The following is a 22,807-nucleotide window of genomic DNA, read 5'->3' on the forward strand; positions in this document are numbered from 1 at the left end:
CCCCCCGCCGCGGGGGGGGGGGGGGCCGCGACCGTCCGCACCACCGCACGCACCGACCTGGAAGGACGCCCCCGTGGCCACCTCCGTACGGGCGACGAGTGGCGGCCCCCCGCCGCCCGCCGCATCGCCCTCCGCCTCCGGCTCCGGCTCCGCCCCCGGCTCCCGCAAGCACCCCGCCGGCCGCGGCGGCGGCTGGCGCAGCGCGCTCCACCGCCTGGACATGAAGGCGATCCCGTACGTCTTCATCGCCCCCTTCTTCCTCACCTTCGCGGCCTTCGGCCTCTTCCCGCTGATCTACACGGGCTGGCTCTCGCTCCACCGGGTCGAACTCGGCGGCAGCGCGCAGTGGAAGGGGCTGGAGAACTACAGCTCCCTGGCGACCAGCGAGTTCTTCTGGAACGCCCTCGCCAACACCTTCACCATCGGTGTGCTCTCGACCGTCCCCCAGCTGCTGATGGCCCTCGGTCTGGCGCATCTGCTCAACTACAAGCTCCGCGGCCGGGGCTTCTTCCGGGTCGCGGTCCTCGCCCCGTACGCCACCTCGATCGCGGCGGCGACCCTCGTCTTCGCCCAGCTGTTCAACACCGACTACGGCCTGATCAACACGGCGCTGGGCTGGCTCGGTTTCGAGCCGGTCGCCTGGGAGTCCTCCAAGTGGCCGGCGCAGATCGCGATTTCGACGATCGTGACGTGGCGCTGGACGGGCTACAACGCGCTCATCTACCTGGCGGCGATGCAGGCCGTGCCGCCGGACCTGTACGAGGCCGCGGCGCTGGACGGGGCATCGCGCTGGCGCCAGTTCCGCAGCGTCACCATCCCCTCCATCCGGCCGACGATCCTCTTCACGGTCATCGTCTCCACCATCGGCGCCACCCAGCTCTTCGGCGAGCCGATGCTCTTCGGCGGCAGCGTCGGCATCAGCGGCGGCAGCGGGAACCAGTTCCAGACGCTGAGCCTGCTCATGTACGAGAAGGGGTGGGTCACCGGCGCACTGGGCCAGGCCTCCGCCATCGCCTGGGTGATGCTGCTGCTCCTGCTGCTCATAGGCGGCATCCAGACGTTGATCTCCCGCTCGAACCACAAGCGCAAGAAGCCGGGGAGCTGACCTGATGGCCCGCACACTCGACACGCCCCCCGCCACGGCGCCGCGCGCCAGGCGGCTTCGCCAGTCGGCAGGCCGTCAGCACCACGCGGGTCCGCTGACCTACGCGGCGCTGGGCCTGGCCGCGCTGGTCTCCCTCTTCCCGCTGTACTGGAACCTCGTCGCCGCCTCCCACTCGGGCGAGCGCGTGGTCGAGGCCCCGGCCCCGCTGCTGCCCGGCCCCCGGCTCTTCGACAACCTCTCCTTCGCCTGGAACCAGGTCGACATGGGCGAGGCACTGGTCAACACCACGATCGTGGCCGGGCTGGTGTCCCTGTCCACGGTGCTGTTCTCCACCCTGGCGGGCTTCGCCTTCGCCAAGCTGCCCTTCAAGGGGCGGGGAGCCATGCTGGCGCTGGTGGTGGCGACCATGACGATCCCGCCGCAGCTCAGCGTGATCCCGCTCTACCAGATCATCACCGACCTCGGCTGGGTCGACCAGCTCCAGTCGGTCGTGCTGCCCTCGCTGGTCGCGGCCTTCGGCGTGTTCTTCATGCGCCAGTTCCTCATCGAGGCACTGCCGGTGGAACTGGTGGAGGCGGCCCGGATGGACGGCGCGCACAGCCTGCGCATCATCTGGCACGTGGTGTTCCCGGTGGCGCGGCCCGCGATGGCGGTCCTCGGGATGCTCGTCTTCGTCCAGGCGTGGAACGACTTCTTCTGGCCCTTCATCGCGCTGACCCCCGACGGGAACCCGACGCTCCAGGTCGCCCTGGCCGGACTCGGCGCGGGCAATCACACCGTCGACCAGGCCGTGGTGCTGACCGGCGCGCTCATCTCCACGCTGCCGCTGCTGCTGGTCTTCGCCGTGCTCGGCAAGCACATCGTCGGCGGCATCACGGCCGGCGCCGTCAAGAACTGACCCGCTCGTCCCCTTCTCCCCTTCTCCCCTTCTCCCCTTCTCCCCTCCCCCCTCTCCCCTGTCCGCACCGCATCCGTACTTCGTGTTGGGAGCGCTCTCCTATGACCGCGTCCGAGACCCGGCCGCTCACCGCCGTCCGCTCTTTCCCGTCCGACTTCCTGTGGGGCACGGCCACCGCCGCGTACCAGATCGAGGGAGCCGCCCGTGAGGGCGGCCGGACGCCGTCCATCTGGGACACCTTCTCGCACACCCCGGGCAAGGTCTTCGAAGGCCACACCGGTGATGTGGCGGTGGACCACTACCACCGGTTCCGCGACGACGTCCGGATGATGTCCGAACTCGGCCTGGGTGCCTACCGGTTCTCCGTCTCCTGGTCCCGCGTCCAGCCGACCGGCCGGGGCCCGGCCGTCCAGCAGGGGCTGGACTTCTACCGCCGGCTCGTCGACGAGCTGCTGGCCGCCGGCATCGAGCCCGCCCTCACCCTCTACCACTGGGACCTGCCGCAGGAGTTGGAGGACGCGGGCGGCTGGCCGGAGCGCTCGACCGCCGAGCGGTTCGCCGAGTACGCGGGCCTCGTAGCGGACGCCCTGGGAGACCGGGTGCAGCGCTGGATCACGCTCAACGAGCCCTGGTGCAGTGCGTTCCTCGGTTACGGCTCGGGGGTCCACGCGCCGGGCCGCACCGATCCGGTGGCCGCCCTGCGCGCGGCCCATCACCTCAACCTCGGTCACGGTCTGGCCGTCCAGGCCTTGCGGGCCGCGCTGCCCGGGGGCGGTCAGCTCGCGGTCTCGCTCAACCTCCACGAGGTCCGCCCGTTGACGCCCTCGCCCGAGGACCGGGAGGCGGCCCGTCGCATCGATGCCGTCGGCAACCGGGTGTGGCTCGGTCCGATGCTGGAGGGCGCCTACCCCGAGGACCTGTTCGCGGACACCGCCCATCTGACGGACTGGTCCTTCGTCCGGGACGGCGACACCGCGACGAGCCACCAGCCCCTGGACCTGCTCGCCGTCAACTACTACACCCCGACCGTCGTCTCGCACGTCGCGAAGGGTGAGCAGAAGCCGCAGGACGACGGCCACGGCAACAGCGAGCACTCGCCCTGGCCCGGCGCGGACGACGTCGCCTTCCACCGGGCGCCGGGCGAACGCACGGCGATGGGCTGGCCGGTCGACCCGGGCGGACTGTACGACCTGCTGACCCGGACCGCCGCCCGCTATCCCGGACTGCCGCTCGTCATCAGCGAGAACGGCGCCGCGTACGAGGACGAGATCGGCCCGGACGGCACGGTCCACGACCCGGAGCGCGCCGCCTACGTGCACGCGCACCTCGACGCCGTGCACCGGGCGATCGTGGCCGGGGTGGACGTACGCGGGTACTTCCTCTGGTCGCTGCTCGACAACTTCGAGTGGGCGTACGGCTACGCCAAGCGGTTCGGTGCGATCCACGTCGACTACGACACCCTGGAGCGCACGCCCAAGTCGAGCGCGCACTGGTACGCGCGCGTGGCGCGAACGGGTGAACTGCACGCTCCCGGCGACGGGTAGCCGGCTACGCCGATGGGCGGATGCTCCTCTCCCCCTGTGCGGGCGAGGAGCGTCCGCTTGGCCGAGCCCTGATGGCCGGAGCGACCGACCGGTGGTTCAGTGAGGGGCATGCCATTCGACCACTACGGCGTTCTGGCCGGAACGCTGGAGCAGCACTTCCGGGACACGCCCGACATGGAGGGGGCGTGGTTCCACGTCAACCTCAGGGTGGATGCGCCCGACGGTCGGTACAAGTGCGCCGTCGACGTCGACAGCCATGATTCCGACACCGGGGTGCAGTGGAAGGTCTTCACCGTGGATGCCTCCGCGCTCGGCCCGCTGGCCGCACTGGCGCCGGGGTACCACGACCTCGCGCGCACGGCCGGGTCCGGCGCCCTCGACTACATCCGCCATCCGGCCCTGCGCGGCCGCCCGGTCCGTCCCTCGTGGCCGCTGCCCCGTTGGCTGCGGGAGCTCCTCGACCGGTGGCTGAGGCCTTCCCGGCCGTGGCAGACGGGTTCCAATCTCGACGCGGCCCTCGCCCTCGAGACGATCCTCGGCATCGGGCGGCCGATCCTGGTGTTCGGCGAACCGTTCGATGTCGGCCTGGGCGTGCACAACGTCCATCAGAACCAGGGCGACCCGTACGACAGCCCGTGGTGGGACGAGAACGGCACCTGGCAGGACGGCGCGACGCTGACCCGCCGCCCCGACGGCCGCTACGACGTGTTCCTGAGCAAGTTCTCCTCCCAGAAGGATCACACGGACGCCGCCGGGCACCCCGTCTGACGGATGGCTGCTGCCGGCCGGCCGGCGGGCGTACGCTCATTCGACGCCCAGCAGACGCCGCCGGTCGTCGGGGCGGGATGCGAAGTCCGCGCAGGTGGCGCGGTGGACGATGCGGCCCTTGCGCATGACCGCCACCTCCCGGGCCACGGAGAGGGCGAGGCCCAGGTTCTGCTCGACGAGGACCACCGACATGCCCTGCCCGCTCACCTCGCGGATGACCTCGCCCACCTGCGCGACGATCGCGGGCGCGAGGCCGTCGGACGGCTCGTCGAGGAGCAGCAGCCGCGGGTTGCCCAGCAGGGCCCGGCGATGGCGAGCATCTGCTGTTCCCCACCGGAGAGTTGGTCGCCGCGGTGGCCGAGCCGCTCCCCCAGCCGCGGCAGCAGGTCGAGGATCCGGGCCGGGTCCACGAGGAGGCACGGCCGGGGGCCCGCCCGGTGGACGTGCTGATGGATCTGATCACCGACGACCTGTTCCGGATGCCCGCGCTGGAGCTGGCCGAACGGCGCGCGGCCCGCGGACGGCCGGTCTGGGCGTACCAGTTCAAGCTGCCGACCTCCCGCACCACCATGGCCCTCGACTCGGTCACCACCGCCGTCGATGACCCGGCGGGCTACTGGCGGCGCCTGCACCAGGCGGCGTCCTAGCGTGGCTGGCCGTCCGTCTCCACCAGGCCGGTGACCTGCCGTACGTGCAGCAGGCTCGGTGTGGCGAGCACCTCGTGCAGTTCCTGGAAGATCCGGCGCGCCGCGACCGCGTTCCAGTCCGCGGGGAGCAGCTCGCTGGGCAGGCCGGGATCGAGGTAGGGCAGCCGGCGCCACTGGGTGAGCATCGGGACGTAGTGGCGGAAGGCCTCGTCGCCGTCGATCTCGCGCTGCTGCGCGAGCCCGGCGGCGACGGGGCCGTACGCCTGGGTGAAGGTGGCGTACTGCTCCTGGATCGCCGGGAAGTCCCACCACGAGCTGACCGTCCCGGGCAGGTCGCTGAAAGCCGCGTAGTCCGCGGCGAACAGGTGCACGTAGTCGCTGAGCCCGAGCCGGACCAGCATGTCGCGGGCGTCACCCAGGAGCCGGCCGGGCGCCAGCCACACGCCCGGGGCGATGTTGCCGAAGCCGAGCCAGGTCAGCCGGGTGCGCAGCTGGTAGCGGTACGAGCGCTCGGACTCCGGTACGGAGAAGACGGCCATCGCCCAGCCGTCGCTCAGCTTCGCCGGTTCCAGGCTGCCGAAGATGCGCCGGTCGCCCTCGTCGAAGACGGGCTGCGCGGCCGGGCTCAGCCGGTAGCCGGTGGCGCCGCGGCGCTCCGGTTCGAGTACGCCCTTCTTCTTCTGCCGGGAGATCGCCGAGCGCACCGCCGGGCCGTCCACGTCCAGCTCGCCCATCAGCGTGATCAGGTCCGCCACGGAGATCCAGCCGCCGAGACGGCGCAGGAACGCCCCGTACACCGTGTTGATCAACGAGCTGGGCCTGAGGGGACTGTCCGCCATGATCGCCTTCCGTCGTATGCGGTCGCGATCCTACCGAGCCGGGCGGGCGGGGCACCCTCCAGGTCCCGGTGACGGCTCATCCCGCGTAGGCGCCCGAGAGGAGGTGGCCCGCTCCGGGGGCCACCGCCGGGAGGTCCAGGGCGCGCAGCATCTGGTGCGCGGTGCACACGGCCGCCGAGACGACGGGCTTTCCGAGGAGCTGTTCGGCTTCCTCGATCGCGCCCAGGGAGGGCATCTGGACGCAGGCGGAGAGCACGACGGCGTCGGCGTCGGCGTGGTCCAGGGCCTTGGCGAGCCCGGGGAGGCGCGCCGGATCGTGCGCGGCGACGTCCAGGTTGCCCGGGATCTCCAGGGCCCGGTAGTCGAGCACCTCGATGCCCTCGTGGGTGAGGTAGTCGACGACGGTCTTGGTCAGCGGGCGCATGTACGGGGCGATCAGGGCGATCTTCTTCGCGCCGAGGGTGTGCAGACCGTGGACGAGGGCTCCGGCGCTGGTCACGACGGGCGCGGGGGCGCCGTTCTCCACGGTACGGGTGTGCAGGCGCTCCTCGGAGGCGCGGTGGTAGCCGAGGCCCATGCTCATGATGGCGACCAGACAGGCGTAGCCGAGCACGTCGACGTGGGCGTCGGAGAGCTCGACGGCGCACCGGTCGGAGTCGGCGTCCATGGCCTTCAGCTGCTCCGGGGTCACGTGGGTCATGCGCATGCGGCTGGAGTGGAAGGTGAAGCGCTCCGGCGCGATGGCTTCCCGGGCGCGCAGGATCGCCGGGACCTCGGTCTCCATGGTGACGTTGGAGCTCGGCACGATCTGGCCGATGCGGTAGGTGTGGGTGGGGCGGGACATGTTCGCTCCTCAGCGGGCGTCGATGACGGGGTTGGTCAGGGTGCCGATGCGCTCGACGGTGGCCTCGACGGTGTCGCCGGGGTGCAGGAACTCGGGCGGGACCATGCCGGCGCCGACCCCCGCGGGCGATCCGGTGGCGATGACGTCGCCCGGTTCGAGGGTGACGCCGGAGGAGATGTCGGCGATGAGGCGGGCGATGGGGAAGAGCATGTGCCGGGTGTTCGACTTCTGCTTGGTGACGCCGTTGACGCGCAGCGAGAGGCCGAGGTCCATCGGGTCCGGGATCTCGTCGGCCGTGACGACGGCCGGACCGAAGGGGGCGTAGGAGTCCTGGCCCTTGGAGAAGAACCACTGACCGGAGCGCCGCTGGTCGCGGGCGCTGATGTCGTTGACGATGCCGTAGCCGAAGACGTGGTCGTACGCCTCCTCCTCGCTCACGCGGAAGGCGGTCCGGCCGATGACGACGGCGAGTTCGCATTCCCAGTCGAGCTGCGTGGTGAGGTCGGCGTTGTGCAGGATCGGCTGGCCGGGGCCGGTGACGGCCGTGGCGGGCTTGCTGAAGAGCACCGGGCGCGAGGGTCGCTCCTTGTCGGTGTCCAGGCTCCGGCTGGACTCCTCCACGTGTTCCACGTAGTTCAGCCCGACGCCGATGATCTTGCCGGGACGCAGCGGTGCGCGCAGGGTGACGCCGTCGAGCCGGTGGACCGCCCCGGCGGGCCGGTCGGCGGCAGCGGCGAGGAGTTCGCGGGCGGTCTGCTGCGCGGCGGCTCCGGCCCGGATGAACGACATGAGATCGTGCGGGAGTTGGACGCCGGCCCGGTGGGCCAGGAGCGCGAGGTCGAGGACGAGTCCGTCGGTCTCGACGCCGAGGCGCTCCGGGGCGTCGGGGCCGGTGGTGAAGGTGAGCAGGCGCATGATGTGGCTCCTCGGGGTCAGGCGGTGGCGGGCTGGTGGCCGTCGTGGTCGGTGTACGCCTCTTCGCGGTGGAAGCCGAGCGAGCGCATGACCGGGAAGTCGTTGAAGGAGAACAGGCAGGCGTCCTCGGACCGGTCGAGGTTGTGGTGCTCGTGCCAGGCCCAGGAAGGGACGCAGAACATGTCGCCCTGCCGCCACTCGAAACGCTGTCCGGCGATCACCGAGACACCGTGCCCCTTGGCGGCCGTGTAGATGACCGAGCCGGTGTGGCGGTGGGCCGAGGTCGCCTGGCCGGGCCGCAGGAGCTGCATGTGGGCGCCCATGGTGGGCATGACCGGACCGCCGGTGAGCGGGTTGGTGTACTCGGCGATCACGCCGTCGTACGGGGAGCCCTCGGTGGCCTTGGCCAGCTTGCGCAGGGCTTCGTAGGTGGGCTCCCAGGGGAACGCCAGCAGCGGCGAGTAGGGCCTGGTCCACTTCTCCACGCCGTAGGGCAGGAGGTTCGCGCCGTAGGTCAGCACGGAGGAGTTGATGACCTTTCCCGGGGTCTGGTACAGCTCGGGGTGGACCTCGTAGAAGCCGGCGTCCAGGGCGTTGACCAGGGGTATGTCGAGTCCGTCCTGCCAGATGACGGGGGCGTCGTCGGCTTCGTTGCCGTGTTCGTGCCAGGTGCCGTTCGGGGTGATCGCGAAGTCGCCGGGACCGACCCTGAGCTTCTGGCCGTCGACGATGGTCCAGGCTCCGGTGCCCTCGTGGACGAAGCGCAGGGCGGCGGCCTGGTGGCGGTGGGCGGTCATGGCCTCTCCGGGGCCCATGATCTGCAGGCCGGTGTAGAGGAGTCCGACGGCGGCGCTGACGTCCCTGCGGCCCGGGTTGACGAGCATCACCACGCGGCGGCCGGCGTCGTCGGCCTTGACCAGGTCGAGGGCCTTGCGGACCAGCGGCCGCAGGGCGCTGTAGCGCCACAGCACGGGTACGGACTTCGGCTGCGGGTACCAGGGCTCGATGTCGTTGGCGACGGTCCACAGCGCGCCGGCTTCGAGCTGGGCCAGTTCGCCGTAGAACGCGGAGAGTTCGGGAGAGTCGGACACCCGGGCTCGGCCCAGTCGGCTGTCGTCGTACTCGGTGGTCATGCGTCCTCCTTCGGGGAAGCGGGGTTCTCGGGGCAGAGGGGCGCTGCGGCGTGCGCCGGATCCGTGGTGAAGGTCACCGGGGTGCGCGGACGGTTGTCGACGTGGAGCTGGAAGACGTCGAAGCGGTTGTAGTGGCCGACGATGTCGTGCATCTGCTTGGGCTGGATGCACCGGGCCAGGTCGATCTCGGCGTAGACGATGCCCTCGGAGTCGATCAGGGGTTCGGAGACGGGCCGGCCGTCGGGTCCGAAGATCCCGGACAGGGCGCTGCGGGGGCGGGCGAGCATCCGGCGCACGTCCTCGTCCTCCCCCGCGATGGCGTCGACGATCTCCGGGGAGATCGTCGAGCAGGCCACGACGGAGAAGACCTTGCCCTCGAAGCTGTGGGCGGCGGTGCGCACGGCGATGGCGTCGGCCATGTCGTAGTCGGCGGGTGCCACGGGCAGGGCGATGTAACAGGAGGCGTGGACCAGTTCGCCCTGTGCGAGGAGGGTGAAGCGGGCCAGCGTGTTGGTGTTCTCGCCGCAGGCGAGGGCGCCGAGCGGGCCGACGGGGGTCCGGTGGACCTTCAGCGAACTGCCGTCGCCGCCGGTCCAGGTGAGCTTCTCGGCCCAGGTGGGCACCAACTTGCGGTGGACTCCGATGAGTTCGCCGTCGGGTCCGATGGTGAGCAGGGTGTTGTAGAGGACGCCGAGGCTGTGCGGGCCGCGCTCGTTGACGCCGATGACGAGGACGACCCCGTACTGACGGGCCGCGGCGCGCAGTTGGTCGACGTACGGGCCGGGCACGTCGATGGCCGAGCGGTAGAGGCGCTCGAACCAGGGTGATCCCTGGACCGGGTTCATCGTCCAGTTCCAGTAGGGGTATCCGGGGACGAACACCTCGGGGAAGACGACCAGTTCGGCGCCCTCGGCCGCCGCCTGCGCGATGAGGGCGATCGCCTTGTCGACGGTCGCGGCCGCGTCCAGGTACACGGGGGCCGCCTGTACGGCCGCGGCGGTGAAGCGGGGCAGATTGTCCATCGGTCCTCCAGGTCAGCGGGCGGCGGCTGCGGCAGCGGCAGTGGCCACGGGAGTTCGCGGCGCCCAGCGCTGGTGCACGGGTGCGGAAGCCTCGCGGAGCAGCTGCAGGCGGGGCGGTACGCGGTCGGTGCGCGCACCCGGCGGGCGCCCGCTGCCCGCCCGCCAGGAGGCGGGCCAGGGCGCGGCCGGGCCGCTGTAGCCCTGGGCGGCCGCCGCGTGCAGGGTCCACAGCGGGTCGTGCAGCTGGGCCCGCCCGACGGCGCACAGGTCGGCCCGGCCGGCCAGGATGATCGAGTTCACGTCGTCGTACGTGGAGATCGCGCCGACGGCGATGGTGGGCAGGCCGGTGGCGTTGCGGATCAGGTCGGCGTACGGGGTCTGGTAGCTGCGGCCGTACCGGGGCCGCTCGTGCGCCACGACCTCGCCGGTGGACACGTCGACCGCGTCGGCGCCGGCCTCGCCGAGCGCGCGGGCGATCTCCACCGCGTCGGCCTCGCTGGTGCCGCCTTCGGCCCAGTCCGCGGCGGAGATGCGGACCACGAGCGCCTTGCCCTCGGGCCACACGGCCCGGACCGCGCGGAGCACTTCCAGGGGGAAGCGCAGCCGGCCGGCGAGGGTCCCGCCGTACTCGTCCGTCCGCACGTTCGTCAGCGGGGAGAGGAAGCCGGACATCAAGTGGCCGTGGCCGTAATGCAGTTCCAGGGCGTCGAAGCCGGCGCGGTGCGCGCGTTCGGCCGCGCCGGTGAAGTCGCCCGCGATGGCGTCCATGTCCTGGCGGGTCGCCTCGCGCGGGACGGCGGCGCCCGCGCCCCAGGCCAGCGGGGAAGCGGCGAGGAGCGGCCAGCCCTCGGCCCCGAGCGGGACGGCCCTGCCGTCCGGCCGGGGCACGCCGGTCGCGGCGCGGCGGCCGGCGTGGGTGAGCTGGACGCCCAGGCAGGTGTCCGACTGGCCGTGGACGAAGTCGGTGATGCGCCGCCAGGCGGCCTCCTGCTCGTCGGTGTACAGGCCGGGGCAGCCCGGGGTGGCCCGGCCGTCGGCGCTGACCGCGGTCATGCCGGCGAAGACCAGGCCGCAGCCGCCGAGGGCCTGGGTGCTCAGGTGGACGAGCTCGAAGTCGCCCGGGACGCCCTCCCGCGCGGTGTACAGCGCGGTGGGCGGTACGACGACGCGGTTGCGCAGGTGCAGACCGCCCAGTTGGAGCGGGCGGAACATCGGCGGGACGGCGGCGGAGCCGGCGCGCCGCGCGGTCGGCAGCGAACTCCCTTCGGCATGCCAGGAGTCGACCGCGGCGGTGAATCGCTCGTCGCGCACGCGCAGGTTGTCGTAGGTGACGCGGCGGCTGCGGGTCAGGAGGTTGAAGGCGAACTGCGGGGGCTCCTGGGCCGTGTAGCGGCCGACGCTCTCGAACCATTCGAGGCTGGCCTGCGCGGCGCGCTGGGTGGATTCGACGACCGGCCGGCGTTCGCTCTCGTAGGCGGCGAGCGCCGAGGCCACGTCGGGGTGTTCGTGCAGGCAGGCGGCCAGGGCGAGGGAGTCCTCCATCGCGAGCTTGGCGCCGGAGCCGATGGAGAAGTGGGCGGTGTGGGCGGCGTCGCCGAGCAGCACGACGTTGCCGTGGCGCCAGGAGGCGTTGCGGACGGTCGTGAAGCGTATCCACTTCGAGGCGTTGGGGATCAGGCGGTGACCGTCGAGGTGCCCGGCGAGGATCTCCTCGCACAGCCGCACGCTCACCTCGTCGCTCTCGCCCCGCTCGAACTCCCGGTCAGCGAGGGCCTCGAAGCCCGCCCGCCGCCAGGCGTCCTCCGCAATCTCCACGATGAAGGTGCTGCGCTCGCCGTCGTACGGATAGGCGTGGACCTGGACGCTGCCGAAGTCCCGCTTCTCGACGATGAAGGTGAAGGCCTCGAAGACCCGGTCGGTGGACAGCCACATGTAGCGGCAGTGGCGCTCGTCCAGGTCCGGCCGGAAGCTGCCGGCATACGTGTCGCGGGTCGTGGAGCGGATCCCGTCCGCGGCCACCACCAGGTCGTATTCGGCGGCGAGTTGGCCGACGGGCGGCGCCTGGGTGCCGTAGTGCACGTCCACCCCGAGTTCCGCGCAGCGCTTCTGCAGGATCTCCCGCAGCCGGTTGCGGTCCAGGGCGGCGAAGCCGTGGCCGCCGGAGACGTGGACCTCGCCGCCGTAGCGGACGTCGATGTCGCTCCACCGGGCGAACCGCGCGGACATCGCCGCGAACACCTCGGGATCTGCCTGCGCGATGCCGTCGAGCGTCTCGTCGGAGAAGACGACGCCGAAGCCGAACGCGTCGTCGCGGGCGTTGCGCTCCCAGACCGTGATCTCCCACTCCGGGGAGAGCTGTTGGGCCAGGGCCGCGAAGTACAACCCGCCGGGCCCTCCTCCGATGACTGCTACACGCACGGTGTTCCTCCTAGTGGTTCCAGACGACAGAATATGCTGCATATTTGGCGAACGTCAAGAATGCGACACATTCTGTGGGTGCGGCCGGGCTCGTCGCTCCCGCTCACGCGAAGAGCTCGGGGGCCTGCGGACCGGACTTGGTGAGGACCTCCCGCACGTCGTCGGGCCAGGCCGTGGATCCCGTCGCGCGCGAAGCCGAGTGGGCGACGACCATGCGCCCGGTGGCGGCCGCCTCCCCCTCGCCGCGCACGGTGAAGGCGTAGTGCAGGGAGCTCGTTCCGACCTTGACGACCTGCAGTTCGGTACGGACGGTCTCGCCGAACCACAGTCGGGCCCGGTAGTCGGCCTCGAAGTGGACGCGGGGCGTGCTGCCGAAGAGGTGGGCCAGCCCCAGTCGGCGCAGCAGGACGGCCTCGGCCGCCTCGACCCAGCGCACGACGGTGGAGTGGTGGTAATGGCCGGCCGCGTCCGTGTCGGGCCATTCGACGCGCCGCTCGATGACGACGCCGGGCAGGTTCTGCGCGAGGGCTTCGGGGCATCCGGCGGCGCAGCTGTCCGCCGGGGCGGAGGCCGTCTGCCGCGGGCGGGGGGCGGGGCTGGGAGCGGGACCGGGGGCGGGGGCGGGAGTGCTCATGGCCGTGCCTTTCGTGCGACTGTTAGGGGGTGTGCGCGTGGGCGCGCTTGCGCAGCTCGGCGCGCTGGAGCTTTCCGTTGCTGGTGCGCGGGAGCTCGGTGACGAACTCGACGGCGCGCGGGTACTTGTAGGGCGCCACGGTCCGCTTCACGTGGTCCTGGAGCTCCTTGACGGTCGCCCCGTCGGGCGCGACGCCCGGGCGCAGGATCACGTACGCCTTGACGAGCATTCCGCGCTGGCCGTCCGGGGCTCCGACGACCCCGCATTCCTCGACGTAGGGGTGGGTGGCGAGCGCCTTCTCCACCTCGGGGCCGGCGATGTTGTACCCGGAGGAGACGATCATGTCGTCGCTCCGGGCCACGTACCAGAAGTAGCCGTCGGCGTCCCGTATGTAGGTGTCGCCGGTGATGTTCCAGCCGTTCCTCACGTACGCGCTCTGGCGCGGGTCCTCCATGTAGCGGCAGCCCGTGGGGCCGGTGACGGCGAGGAGGCCCGGCCGGCCGTCCGGGACGGGCTCACCCGCCTCGTCGACCACCTTGGCCCGGAATCCGGGGACCGGGCGGCCCGTCGAGCCGGGCCGTATCTCGCCGTCGGAAGCCGAGATGAACACGTGGAGCATCTCGGTGGCGCCGATGCCGTCGATGATGCCCAGCCCCGTGGCGGCGTGGAACTCCTCCCACACCGCGACCGGCAGCGCCTCGCCCGCGGACACACAGCGGCGCAGCCCGGCCAGCTGCCGCACCGCACCGGCGGCCATGATCGCCCGGTAGGCGGTGGGCGCGGTGAAGAGCACGGTGACTCCGTGTTCCTCCACGAGGTCGGCAAGCCGCTGCGGGGTGGCCTGTTCGACCAGCAGGGTGGCCGCGCCCGCGTACAGGGGGAAGACCACCAGGCCGCCGAGCCCGAAGGTGAAGGCGAGGGGCGGGGTCCCGGTGAACACGTCGTCGTGGCGGGGCCTCAGGACATGGCGGGAGAAGGTGTCGGCGTTGGCCAGTACGTCCCGGTGGAAGTGCAGGGTCGCCTTCGGCCGCCCGGTCGTCCCCGAGGTGAAGGCGATCAGCGCGACGTCGTCGGCCGCGGTGGCGACGCCGGTGAACCGCCCCGCCTTCGCCGCGCAGCGCGCGACCAGGTCCTCCTCGCCGGGGCCGCCGTAGGCCAGTACGGCCAGGGCGGGGGCGTCTACGGCGGTGAGCTCGTCGAGGAAGCGGTGGTCGCACACGGCGACGACCGGCCGGCTGATCTCGCACAGCTCGGCGAGCTCACCGGCACGCAGCAGCGGCATGGTGGCGACGGCGACGCCGCCGGCTTTCAGGATGCCGAACCAAGTGGCCACGAGCCAGGGGTTGTTGGGGCCGCGCAGCAGAACCCGGTTGCCGGGGACGAGGCCGAAGTCCTCCGTGAGCACCTGGGCGACCTGGTTGGCGCGCTCCAGCAGGTCACCGTACGTCCACCGCTCCGCGGGAGTCAGCAGACAGGGCCGGTCGGGGCCCCAGCGCCGGACGGCTTCGTCGAGCAGCCGCTCGGCGCAGTTGAGCCGGTCCGGATAGTGCAACTCCGGCAGGTCGAAGTGCAGTTCGGGCCAGAGGGAGAAGGGCGGGAGCCGATCGCGACAGAACGTATCGACATGGGCGGACGGGGAGAGCTCCATGGGGCGGCACCTCAATCTCGGGGCAGCAGGGAGAGTGGAGCAAGTATCTCGCTAATCTGGCGACCGTCAATGATCCGCGATATTCGATTTTGTTAACAGCGTGTTGCGCGGCCACCCGCTTGGTTACACGTGTAACACAGTAGACCTCCCCGGAGAGGGGTTCAATCATTTCGGACAATCACCACGAAGCGGGGCGCCTCGGGTCCTTCGGGAGCGCAGCGGCGGGCCACGGCTGCACCCGGGCGCCCCTGCCATCGCCGCAGGCCAGCCGCTCCGTGTAAGTTACACGCGCTACCAGGGGACGGTGCCGCGCCCGCCGCGAGCTGGCCGTTGAGGGGCCGGGGATCATCAGCAGCACCACGGCGGTGCTCGCCATCATCCAGGCGGTGACGCCCGTGTCGTAGCCACTGGCATGGTGGCGGCTGCCCCTCTCGTCGGAACGGGCCCGTGGACGCCAGGAGTTCCCGTCTTCCGTATGGCCGGTGCCGGTACGCCGACGAGCCGGCGGCGTACGGCGTCCCAGGTCGAAAGGTGGCCGGCTGCGAGAAATACGGCGAACGCCGTGGAGACCAGGCAGCCGTTGGATCCGCGCGGACCCGCGGCGATCAACTCCCGGTGGATGACCAGCAGATGGGCGGTGGCGGTTCCGGCCGAAGCACCGAGGTGTCCGTACAGGCCGCACTGCCAGCCCGACGCGAACAGCGCCGCGCCGAGGAACACGCCGCGCTGGGCGCTCGGCTATTGCGCGAGGCGGGCCGCGCGGGCCCGGAGGTAGCGCCGTTCCGGGATGCTCAAGGTCCGCCCGGCGGCCCTCGCGTAGGCGGCGCGCGCCGCCGGCCGGTCGCCCGCCATCTCCAGCAGGTGGGCCCGTACGGCGTCCAGGCGGTGGTGGCCGGCGAGCCGGCCGTCCTCGTCCAGTTCCTTCAGCAGCGCGAGCCCGGCCTCGGGGCCGTGCACCATCGCCTTCGCCACCGCGTGGTTGAGATGCTCCATCGGGCCCGGGGCGAAGTGGATCAGGAGCTCGTACAGGGCGAGGATCTCCGCCCAGTCGGTGTCCTCGGCACCCGCCGACTCGTCGTGAACGGCCGCGATGGCGGCGCGCAGTTGGTACGGGCCGAGCCGGCTGTGGGTGAGTGCGCCGCTGACCAGGGCGACACCCTCGGCTATGGCCTCGCGGTTCCAGCGTGCGCGGTCCTGTTCGGCGAGCGGGATCAGGCTGCCGTCGGGGCCGGTACGGGCCGGCCGGCGGGCGTCGGTGAGGAGCATGAGGGCCAGCAGCCCGGCCACCTCGCCGTCCCCGGGCAGCAGTCGGCGCACGGCCCGGGTGAGGCGGATCGCCTCGGCGGCGAGGTCCGCACGCAGCAACTCCGGGCCCGAGCTGGCGGTGTAGCCCTCGTTGAACATCAGGTAGAGCACCTGCAGTACGTCGGCCAGCCGCTGCGCGAACTCCTCCCGCGGCGGCGGCCCGAAGGGCACTCGGGAAGCCTTGATGCGCTGCTTCGCCCGGCTGATCCGCTGCGCCACCGTCGCCTCGGGCACCAGATGGGCGCGGGCGATCTCCGCGGTGGTCAGCCCTCCCACGGCGCGCAGCGTGAGGGCGATCCGGGCGGCCGGTGAGAGTTCCGCGTGGCAGCACAGGAAGAGGAGGGTCAGGGTGTCGTCCTCGGAGGGGGTGCGGCCCTCCCCGGGCGGCGGCGACTCGAACTCGTCGCGCGGGGTCAGCGCCGCGGCCGTCTCCTCGCGCCGTCTGCGCGCCTCCTCGCTGCGCAGCCGGTCGACGAGCCGGCGGGAGGCGACCCTGATCAGCCAGCCGCGCGGGTTGCGCGGCCGGCCCCGGTCGGGCCACTGCGCGGCGGCCGCGAGCAGCGCGTCCTGCACGGCGTCCTCGGCGGCGTCGAAGTTCCCGTAGCGGCGCACGAGGGCGCCGAGGACCTGGGGAGTCAGTCGGCGCAGCAGGTCTTCGGTGCCCTCGGGGTCTTCGGTGCCCTGGGGGTCTTCGCCGCCCCCTGCGTGCTCGCCGGGGGCGGCCGGGTCGCCTGTCACATTTCGGTCCCCGGGCCCTGGTCCACGGGGTGCACGATGACCGGATGGTTCGGGGCGCCCTCAGGCGCCGGGCAGGCGTGGGCGCGCGCGGCGATCTCGGCGGCCCGTTCGAAGTTCGGGACGTCCACGATCCAATAGCCGGCGAGCACCTCCTTGGCCTCTCCGTACGGGCCGTCGGACACCACCGGGGTGCCGTCCGCCGCGGCGGTCACGAACCGGGCCTGCCGGGGTTCGGCCAGCCCCTGGCCGTCGACCCACTCTCCGGACTCGGCGAGATCGTCGTTCAGCGACCCCATGTGCTCGAACATCGCCTTGCGCTGCTGCTCGGACCAGGCGGGGCTGCCCTCGCTCGCCGTGCCTGCCATGGCGTCGTAGTCGGCCTGCTTCCCGAGGACCATCAGCATGTACTTCATGGCGTGTCACTCCTTGTGATCGCGACCCCCTGGGGGGCCTCTCACATGGGACGTCGTAGCCGTCGCTCCATTCTCGACACGTCCGGGCGGCGCCGCCAGGCCGCACTCGAAACGGACGGCCGCGACGCGGTGCGGCGGGGCGCCGCACCGCGTTCACGTCAGGAAGGCCCCGGGCTGGGCTCCGTGCCGGGTGCGGCGCCTTGCTCCGCACCGTGTTCCGATCCGTGTTCCGATCCGTGCTCCGCGCCGTGCTCAGAGCCGTGTTCCGAGCCGTGGGAGGCCCCGGTCTCGATGGTTCCGCCGAGGCGCTCGCGCAAGGGGGTCAGGGCTTCGGCGGAGGCCGCGGTCACCACCCACCGGTCCCCGACGAGGTACGTGCCGCCGTACATCCGTGATTCCGCCAGCCACGCCTGCTGCCCCTGGGCGGCGGTGAAAGTGGCCATGCGGTAGGCCTCCTGCCCCGCACCGCACGCTCCCTCCTTCAGCTCCTCCGCTTCGACGGTGATCTCGGCGGTGCAGCCGAGGGCCGTGGCGATCTCCGCCAGCGTGGTGCCCGGCGCGGCCGCCGCGGCCGCCGCGGGCTCCGTCGCGTGCTCCGTCCCGTGCCCTGCGGCGCACCCGCCGCACCACAGGGACGCTAGGAGCACGGCCACGCAGGGCACCAGGTGGCGGCCCGTGACACGCGGGGCGCGGGACACCGCCGGGTCACCCACCCGCCCCACCCGCCGGGACCTTCTTGCCCGCGTCGGTGACGGCGAACCAGAGTCCCTGCTTGTTGTGCCCGTTGGTCTGCCCGGGCGCGGTGTCGCCGGTGAACAGGTAGACCGGCCAGCAGTCGATCGTCAGCTGCTCCGTTCCGTCGGGGCGCTTCACCGAGCCGACCAGTTTCGAGTTGATTCCCGACACCTTCGCCTTGTCCACGGCGGCCGCGGGCTTCCAGGTGTCCAGGCAGGCGTCGAGGCAGCCGAATTTCATCGGCCAGGCGCTGTCCTTGTCGAAGCGGTAAAGGGTGCGCCCCTCACCATCCACGACGATCTTCCCGAGTTTCGCATCGGCCGACACCGAGAGTTCTTCGCCGGATTTCCCCTCCTTGTCCGCTCCTCCTCCCTTTTCCGCACCCTTCTTGTCGATGGCCTTCTTTCCGTCCGACGCCAGCGCGTGCCAGGTGCCGCCGACGCCCTCGCCCTTCGCCTCGCCCGGCCCGCCGTCCTTGGCGTACCGGTACACGGGCCAGCCCCCGAGCGTCAGCTGCCGGGTGCCGTCGGACCGGGTCACCGCGCCGAGCGCCGCCGGGTCCATGCCCCCGGAGACCGTGGCGTCGTCCGCCGGCACCGCGGGCCAGGCCTTGGCGCAGTCGCCGTTACAGTTCGAGGCGGGGGGCTTGGCCGTGTCCTTGTCGAACCGGTAGAGGGTGGCCCCGGCGCTGTCGGTGACGACGCTGCCCACGTCCGCGATCTCCCGTACGGCCAGCTGCCCGGCCGCCGCGGTCGACGCCCCGGCCGCCCCCGCGGCCCCCGCGGGGGCCGCCCCCGAGCCGTCCGACCCGTATCCGGATCCGGATCCGTAGCCCGAGTCGTATCCGCCGCCCAGGGCCTTGCTGTCACTGGCCGGCTGCACGGAATTCACATTGCGGGCGGTATCGCTGCCGCTTCCGCATCCCGCGGCCAGCATCAGTACCGCGATCACCGATCCGGCCGTTGTCACTCGACGCCTGTTGTCCACGATCACTCACTCCTTCGAGTTCAGCCCGGGGATTTCGCTTGCCTGCTCATTCATAAGGCCCGCACAGCTTGCCGAATTGGAAATCCCGGGAATTTATCAGATCGCGCCAAAGAGTGAACTCGGCCCGGCGGCGGCCGTTCACCGCCGGCTCATTCCTGAATGCGCAGTGCGAGGGCCGGGCAGCGGCGCACCGCCCGCAGCGCCTTCGGCCGCAGCCGTCCGGGGACCGGCATGACGCCCTGTGCGGGGTACCCGTCGGCGTCCAGCCGGACGACGTCGGGCAGTAGGTCCACGCACAGCCCGTGGCCCTTGCACAGCGTCCAGTCCACGACGAGCCGTTCCGGGTTCTCGTCCTCCGGCAGTGGCAGCGCCCCCAGGACGCGCCGCCCGCACCCGCTGCCCAGCGCGTGGTCGCGGAACTCCTCGGGGAAGACGGCGAGCGCCGAGGCCACGAAGGACGAGGTGCCGTCGGGGTGGCTGCACGCGCCGCGCCCGCGTACCGCGCGCATCCGCGCCTCCACGGCTTCCAGGGCGGGCCACCCCCCGCCGCCCACCAGGTCCTCGACCGCGCCCGCCAGTGACGGCAGCCCCCTGACGCACGGCCCGCACTGCCCGGCCGATTCGTCCGCCATCCAGCGGGCCACCCGGGCCACTTCGCCGGCCGGACAGGTGTCCTCGGGCAGCGGGAGGACCGCACCGGCCCCGAGGACGGCGTCGAACGCGGAGAGGGAGGCCCGGGAGAGGGCCGCCGCCCGCGCCGCGCCCGGAGCGAGCCACCGGCCGTGGTAGCCGCCGACCAGGACGCCCTGGCCGGGGGCCGATCCGCACAGGTCCAGGACGTACGCCAGCGAGGTCCCGGTCGGCACCTCGACCACGGTGGAGCCGCCGACCGTCAGCAGGATCGTGCCCGGCTCGGTCGGCAGGCCCGCAGAACGGTAGGCGGCCGCGCCGAGCCGGGCCGCGACGGCGAGTTGGGCGTAGGTCTCGGTGTTGGACAGCAGGGTGGGCACGCCGCCCAGCCCCCGTTCGCTGGTGCGGACCTTCTGTCCGGACGGGAGCGAGGAGCCGCCGTCGAGCCCGTTGACGAGGGAGGTCCCCTCGCCCGTGACGAAGCGTTCGGGGAGTCTGACGACGCGGACCCGGCTGCCGGCCGGTCCGCGTTCGGCCACGGCGGCGCGCAGCGACTGCTCCACGTCCTCCCGGGTCACGCCGACGACGATGTCCTGCGCACCGAGCGCCGCGGCGGCCAGCAGCGCTCCGTCGAGCACGAGGTGCGGCACGTGCAGGAGCAGGGCGGTGTCCTTGAGGCAGCTGGGCTCTCCCTCGCTGCCGTTGACGACGACCGCGGTACGTCCCTCGCGCGCCCGGGCGGACCGGGTGACGGCCCGGAGTTTGCGGGCGAAGGGAAAGCCCGCCCCGCCGCGGCCCCTGAGGTCGATGCCCTCGGCGAGCTCCACCAGGGCGTCGCCCGGGTACGGGGGCAGCGCGCCGTGCACGGTCAGGTGGCCCACCCGGTCGAGGCGCGGGGCGGCGTCGAGCCCGGCCAGCAGCCTCGGCTGCCCCACGCAGCCGAGGGCCGGGCGCGTGACCCCGGTCATCGCGGGCCCCGGCCGGCCGATGACGGCAGGACGAGGGGTTGTTCGAGGGTCTGTTCACCGGGCGGCTGGGCCAACTGCCGTGCCAGTCGCGCGGTCAGCAGCGCCGTGGGCTGCTCCACGGGCTGGCGGACGAAGGGCCGCGGGGGCCGCGTCGGCCGCTCGGGCGGCGGTTTGGGGGCGGCGGACGGGGCCGGGGCCGCGGGCCGGGCGGCCGCGGCGCGCAGCCTGGCCCGCAGGCGCAGCGCGAGTACGGCCGCGACGCCGATGAGGCAGAGGCCGTACGCGACGGTCACCCATCCACTGGCGGGGCGCCCGGACTTGAGGCCGTGGACGAGCGAGGCGCCCCAGGCCGGGTAGGCGCCCATGTGCAGGGCGCGCCACCACACGGACCGGCCCTTGGTGGCGAAGGCGCTGCGGACGGCGCCGGAGACGGCCACGGCGACGAAGAGGTACCCGGCCAGGGTGCCGAGTCCGATGAGTACGGGCTGGTCCCGGTCCGCGAACGGCACGACTACGGAGGCGGCTGCGGTCTGCGCCTCGGCGACCTTGACCCAGACGTGCAGGGCGAGGAAGCCCAGCCCCGAGACGGCGAGGCCGCGGTGGGCCGCCTGGGCGATGATCCGGTGCCCCGAGGTGAGCAGCGTACGGTCCGTGGCCGCCAGGCCCCACAGGACGGCGGAGGTGAGCGAGACGAGCGAGAGCACGCCCGCCCCGAAGTCCAGGAAGTCCCACAGGTGGCCGAGGACGCCCGCCCGGACGGCCACGGTCAGGGAGGCCAGGGCGGCGAGGGCGCCCACGAACAGGGCTGCCGGGTTGGGGCCGCCGGCGGCGGACAGCAGGGGCGGGCGCCGCACGGCCCGCCGCCCGACGGCCGCGGCGGTGGCCGCGCCGGCATGCCGTCTGGTGCGCCGGGCCCGATGGGAGCGGGGCATACGGGTGTGGGGCAAGGGCATCGGGTTCTCCCATACGCCCGGGTCCCGAGCGCTCCACCTCGCACTCGGCTCCCGGGGCACTCGTCGGAACTGCTCCGCGGTGGGCGGGAGATGGATGCGTCGCCGACCGGGAGCGGGGGCCGGAGTGCAGAAGCATCGTGGACCTCCGCAACGGCTCCACGGTATTTATCGAATCGTGACAAGTTCTGGCGGCCACGGCATCATCACATCGAACACCCCCGGAAGATTCCCTTCCAACGGTGTGGTGGCGACCGGGTCCAGGCCTTGTCCGCCCCCACACCTCCCCGACGGCAAATTCGAGGCAAAGCCGCGGGACTGCAAGTGGATGGCGCGCTCCTGGAGGGAGTACGAGGTGCTCAACTCACCCGCCGGCACCGGCCGGTGGCGGGGGCGGCGGCCTCGGCAGGCTGGTCACCCTTCCACGGGGCGGGCCGTACCCCGGCATGAACGAGGTAACAATGTGCGAACTTCTGAACCGCATCTGGTCCCGCCCCCGCGGCGAGTGGACCCGGGTCCTGCGAAGGGAGCTGCCCGCGCTGGCCGCCGGGATAGTGGACGAACTCCGGGAGGGGATCCCCGGATTCGCCGAGCTGGTCGAGGACATCGGTGAGGACGTGGTCAGGCACCGGGTGGAGGCGGGCCTGCTCACCACCCTCGGTTACCGCGAGCCGGCCGACCACGGCCGGCAGCCGGACCCCGAACACGGCCTGGTCGAGGACCACGGCCGGGATCAGGAACTGGCCATGGGACATCAGGAACCGGGCAGGGTACGGCAGTCGCCCCCACCCCTGACCGTCGTGCCCTCACAAGGCCTCGGGCCGGCGCCCGAGCGGGCCCGGCGCGAGCTCTTCACCGCTCTTACGGGTGACATGACCATGTCTGAAATTGCCCTCGCGGAGCTCGCCGCGACGGCCGGCTGGCCACTCCCCTCGGCCGTACGCGCCATCGCCCTCGCCACACCCGGCGAGACCCAGCAGCTCGCGGCCGTCCTCGAGGACGGCCTGCCCGGCATGGTCGGCGGCCAGCCCTGCCTGCTCGTCCCGGACCAGGACCCGGACGCCCGTACCGCTCTGGAGGCCGCGCTGCGCGGCCGGTTCGCCGCCGTCGGCCACACCGTCGCCCTCCGGGACACCGCCTCCTCGCTGCGCTGGGCACTGCGGCTGCTGGCCCTGACCCCCGCCCGGGCCGGCCTGGACGCGCGGGCCGTCTTCGTCGACGACCACCTCTCGACGCTGTTGCTGCTCCAGGACGAGCCCCTGGCACACGCGCTGGCCGCGCGCTGGCTGCGGCCGCTCGCGGACCTCACCCCGCGCCAGAGCGAACGGCTCGAAGTCACCCTCCTCGCCTGGCTGGAGGGCGGCGGGGCGCCCGAGGCGGCGAAGGCCCTGAGCGTGCACCCGCAGACCGTGCGCTACCGCATGCGGCAGCTGGAGAAGCTCTTCGGGCCCGGTCTGCGTGATCCGCGGACGCGCTTCGAGCTGGAGATGGCCCTGCGCAGCCGCCGCCTCATGGCGCAGGTCCGGCGCCAGAACTCCCGGGCGGGCCGCCGGCCGCGCCCGGTGACGGCGGACTTCCGGCCACCGCTGGGCGTGGGCCGCATGGCCCGCGTCAACGGCCTGTAGGCCCGGGCCTCCCCGCACCGGGCGGTCCCCGGCCCCCCGCC

General features: G+C 72.5%; 22 protein-coding genes. 6 read left to right on the top strand and 16 right to left on the bottom strand.

Annotated elements, in window-relative coordinates; translation table 11 throughout:
* Nucleotides 1-73: 73 nt before the first annotated feature.
* The 4 genes from ACFWB8_RS31980 (at nucleotide 74) to ACFWB8_RS31995 (ending at nucleotide 4,315) form a co-directional block, all read left to right on the top strand.
* Nucleotides 74-1,105, top strand: a complete 1,032-nt coding sequence (locus ACFWB8_RS31980; protein WP_385235017.1) for a carbohydrate ABC transporter permease — start codon at nucleotides 74-76, stop codon at nucleotides 1,103-1,105.
* Nucleotides 1,106-1,109: 4 nt separating this feature from the next.
* Complete coding sequence (locus ACFWB8_RS31985; protein WP_385235020.1) at nucleotides 1,110-2,003, top strand: carbohydrate ABC transporter permease; 894 nt, start codon at nucleotides 1,110-1,112, stop codon at nucleotides 2,001-2,003.
* A 101-nt stretch (nucleotides 2,004-2,104) separates the two neighbouring features.
* Nucleotides 2,105-3,547: a GH1 family beta-glucosidase gene (locus ACFWB8_RS31990; protein WP_385235023.1), complete on the top strand. Its 1,443-nt coding sequence runs from the start codon at nucleotides 2,105-2,107 to the stop codon at nucleotides 3,545-3,547.
* A gap of 108 nt (nucleotides 3,548-3,655) precedes the next feature.
* Nucleotides 3,656-4,315: a DUF2278 family protein gene (locus ACFWB8_RS31995; protein ID WP_385235026.1), complete on the top strand. Its 660-nt coding sequence runs from the start codon at nucleotides 3,656-3,658 to the stop codon at nucleotides 4,313-4,315.
* Nucleotides 4,316-4,351: 36 nt separating this feature from the next.
* Here ACFWB8_RS31995 and ACFWB8_RS32000 read toward each other — a convergent pair whose 3' ends face one another.
* Nucleotides 4,352-4,543, bottom strand: a complete 192-nt coding sequence (locus tag ACFWB8_RS32000; protein ID WP_385235029.1) for a hypothetical protein — start codon at nucleotides 4,541-4,543, stop codon at nucleotides 4,352-4,354.
* Nucleotides 4,544-4,668: 125 nt separating this feature from the next.
* On the opposite strand from ACFWB8_RS32000, the gene ACFWB8_RS32005 reads away from it, so the two are divergent.
* Nucleotides 4,669-4,962, top strand: a complete 294-nt coding sequence (locus ACFWB8_RS32005) for a hypothetical protein (protein WP_385235032.1) — start codon at nucleotides 4,669-4,671, stop codon at nucleotides 4,960-4,962.
* Here the strand turns inward: ACFWB8_RS32005 and ACFWB8_RS32010 are convergent.
* The 15 genes from ACFWB8_RS32010 to ACFWB8_RS32080 all read right to left on the bottom strand — a co-directional run bounded on the left by ACFWB8_RS32010 (nucleotide 4,959) and on the right by ACFWB8_RS32080 (nucleotide 21,144).
* A complete protein-coding gene (locus ACFWB8_RS32010) occupies nucleotides 4,959-5,801 on the bottom strand; it encodes a PaaX family transcriptional regulator C-terminal domain-containing protein (RefSeq protein WP_385235035.1) in 843 nt (280 codons plus the stop codon). The genes ACFWB8_RS32005 and ACFWB8_RS32010 overlap by 4 nt on opposite strands.
* 76 nt (nucleotides 5,802-5,877) lie before the next feature.
* Nucleotides 5,878-6,645 carry an Asp/Glu racemase gene (locus tag ACFWB8_RS32015; RefSeq protein ID WP_385235038.1) on the bottom strand — a complete coding sequence of 256 codons (768 nt, stop codon included), beginning with the start codon at nucleotides 6,643-6,645 and terminating at the stop codon, nucleotides 5,878-5,880.
* 9 nt (nucleotides 6,646-6,654) lie between these two features.
* Nucleotides 6,655-7,560 (bottom strand): fumarylacetoacetate hydrolase family protein, encoded by a 906-nt coding sequence (locus ACFWB8_RS32020; RefSeq protein WP_385235041.1) that lies wholly within the window; start codon nucleotides 7,558-7,560, stop codon nucleotides 6,655-6,657.
* A 17-nt stretch (nucleotides 7,561-7,577) separates the two neighbouring features.
* A complete protein-coding gene (locus ACFWB8_RS32025; RefSeq protein WP_385235044.1) occupies nucleotides 7,578-8,693 on the bottom strand; it encodes a cupin domain-containing protein in 1,116 nt (371 codons plus the stop codon).
* Nucleotides 8,690-9,715: a carbon-nitrogen hydrolase family protein gene (locus ACFWB8_RS32030; RefSeq protein ID WP_385235047.1), complete on the bottom strand. Its 1,026-nt coding sequence runs from the start codon at nucleotides 9,713-9,715 to the stop codon at nucleotides 8,690-8,692. Before ACFWB8_RS32030 ends, ACFWB8_RS32025 begins: the two co-directional genes overlap by 4 nt.
* 12 nt (nucleotides 9,716-9,727) lie before the next feature.
* The gene (locus ACFWB8_RS32035; RefSeq protein ID WP_385235050.1) at nucleotides 9,728-12,133 is read right to left on the bottom strand and encodes a bifunctional salicylyl-CoA 5-hydroxylase/oxidoreductase; all 2,406 of its coding nucleotides are present in this window, start codon (nucleotides 12,131-12,133) and stop codon (nucleotides 9,728-9,730) included.
* A gap of 103 nt (nucleotides 12,134-12,236) precedes the next feature.
* Nucleotides 12,237-12,767: an acyl-CoA thioesterase gene (locus ACFWB8_RS32040; RefSeq protein ID WP_385235053.1), complete on the bottom strand. Its 531-nt coding sequence runs from the start codon at nucleotides 12,765-12,767 to the stop codon at nucleotides 12,237-12,239.
* A 22-nt stretch (nucleotides 12,768-12,789) separates the two neighbouring features.
* Nucleotides 12,790-14,415 (bottom strand): AMP-binding protein, encoded by a 1,626-nt coding sequence (locus ACFWB8_RS32045; RefSeq protein WP_385235056.1) that lies wholly within the window; start codon nucleotides 14,413-14,415, stop codon nucleotides 12,790-12,792.
* Nucleotides 14,416-14,790: 375 nt separating this feature from the next.
* Nucleotides 14,791-15,135: an urea transporter gene (locus ACFWB8_RS32050; protein ID WP_385235059.1), complete on the bottom strand. Its 345-nt coding sequence runs from the start codon at nucleotides 15,133-15,135 to the stop codon at nucleotides 14,791-14,793.
* Between the two features lie 18 nt (nucleotides 15,136-15,153).
* Nucleotides 15,154-16,371, bottom strand: coding sequence for an RNA polymerase sigma factor (locus ACFWB8_RS32055; protein ID WP_385235079.1), 1,218 nt, complete (start codon nucleotides 16,369-16,371; stop codon nucleotides 15,154-15,156).
* A gap of 83 nt (nucleotides 16,372-16,454) precedes the next feature.
* The gene (locus ACFWB8_RS32060; RefSeq protein WP_385235062.1) at nucleotides 16,455-16,871 is read right to left on the bottom strand and encodes a YciI family protein; all 417 of its coding nucleotides are present in this window, start codon (nucleotides 16,869-16,871) and stop codon (nucleotides 16,455-16,457) included.
* Between the two features lie 158 nt (nucleotides 16,872-17,029).
* Nucleotides 17,030-17,524, bottom strand: coding sequence for a hypothetical protein (locus ACFWB8_RS32065; protein ID WP_385235064.1), 495 nt, complete (start codon nucleotides 17,522-17,524; stop codon nucleotides 17,030-17,032).
* A 52-nt stretch (nucleotides 17,525-17,576) separates the two neighbouring features.
* Nucleotides 17,577-18,593 (bottom strand): SCO0930 family lipoprotein, encoded by a 1,017-nt coding sequence (locus ACFWB8_RS32070; RefSeq protein WP_385235067.1) that lies wholly within the window; start codon nucleotides 18,591-18,593, stop codon nucleotides 17,577-17,579.
* Between the two features lie 149 nt (nucleotides 18,594-18,742).
* On the bottom strand, nucleotides 18,743-20,191 hold the full coding sequence (locus ACFWB8_RS32075; protein ID WP_385235070.1) for an NADH-ubiquinone oxidoreductase-F iron-sulfur binding region domain-containing protein: 1,449 nt from the start codon (nucleotides 20,189-20,191) through the stop codon (nucleotides 18,743-18,745).
* Nucleotides 20,188-21,144 carry a hypothetical protein gene (locus tag ACFWB8_RS32080; protein ID WP_385235073.1) on the bottom strand — a complete coding sequence of 319 codons (957 nt, stop codon included), beginning with the start codon at nucleotides 21,142-21,144 and terminating at the stop codon, nucleotides 20,188-20,190. Before ACFWB8_RS32080 ends, ACFWB8_RS32075 begins: the two co-directional genes overlap by 4 nt.
* A 458-nt stretch (nucleotides 21,145-21,602) precedes the next feature.
* Here ACFWB8_RS32080 and ACFWB8_RS32085 point away from each other — a divergent pair, with 458 nt between their 5' ends.
* Nucleotides 21,603-22,766, top strand: a complete 1,164-nt coding sequence (locus ACFWB8_RS32085; RefSeq protein WP_385235076.1) for a PucR family transcriptional regulator — start codon at nucleotides 21,603-21,605, stop codon at nucleotides 22,764-22,766.
* Nucleotides 22,767-22,807: the final 41 nt, after the last annotated feature.

This window comes from Streptomyces sp. NPDC060031, assembly GCF_042736805.1.
Classification (GTDB): Bacteria; Actinomycetota; Actinomycetes; order Streptomycetales; family Streptomycetaceae; genus Streptomyces.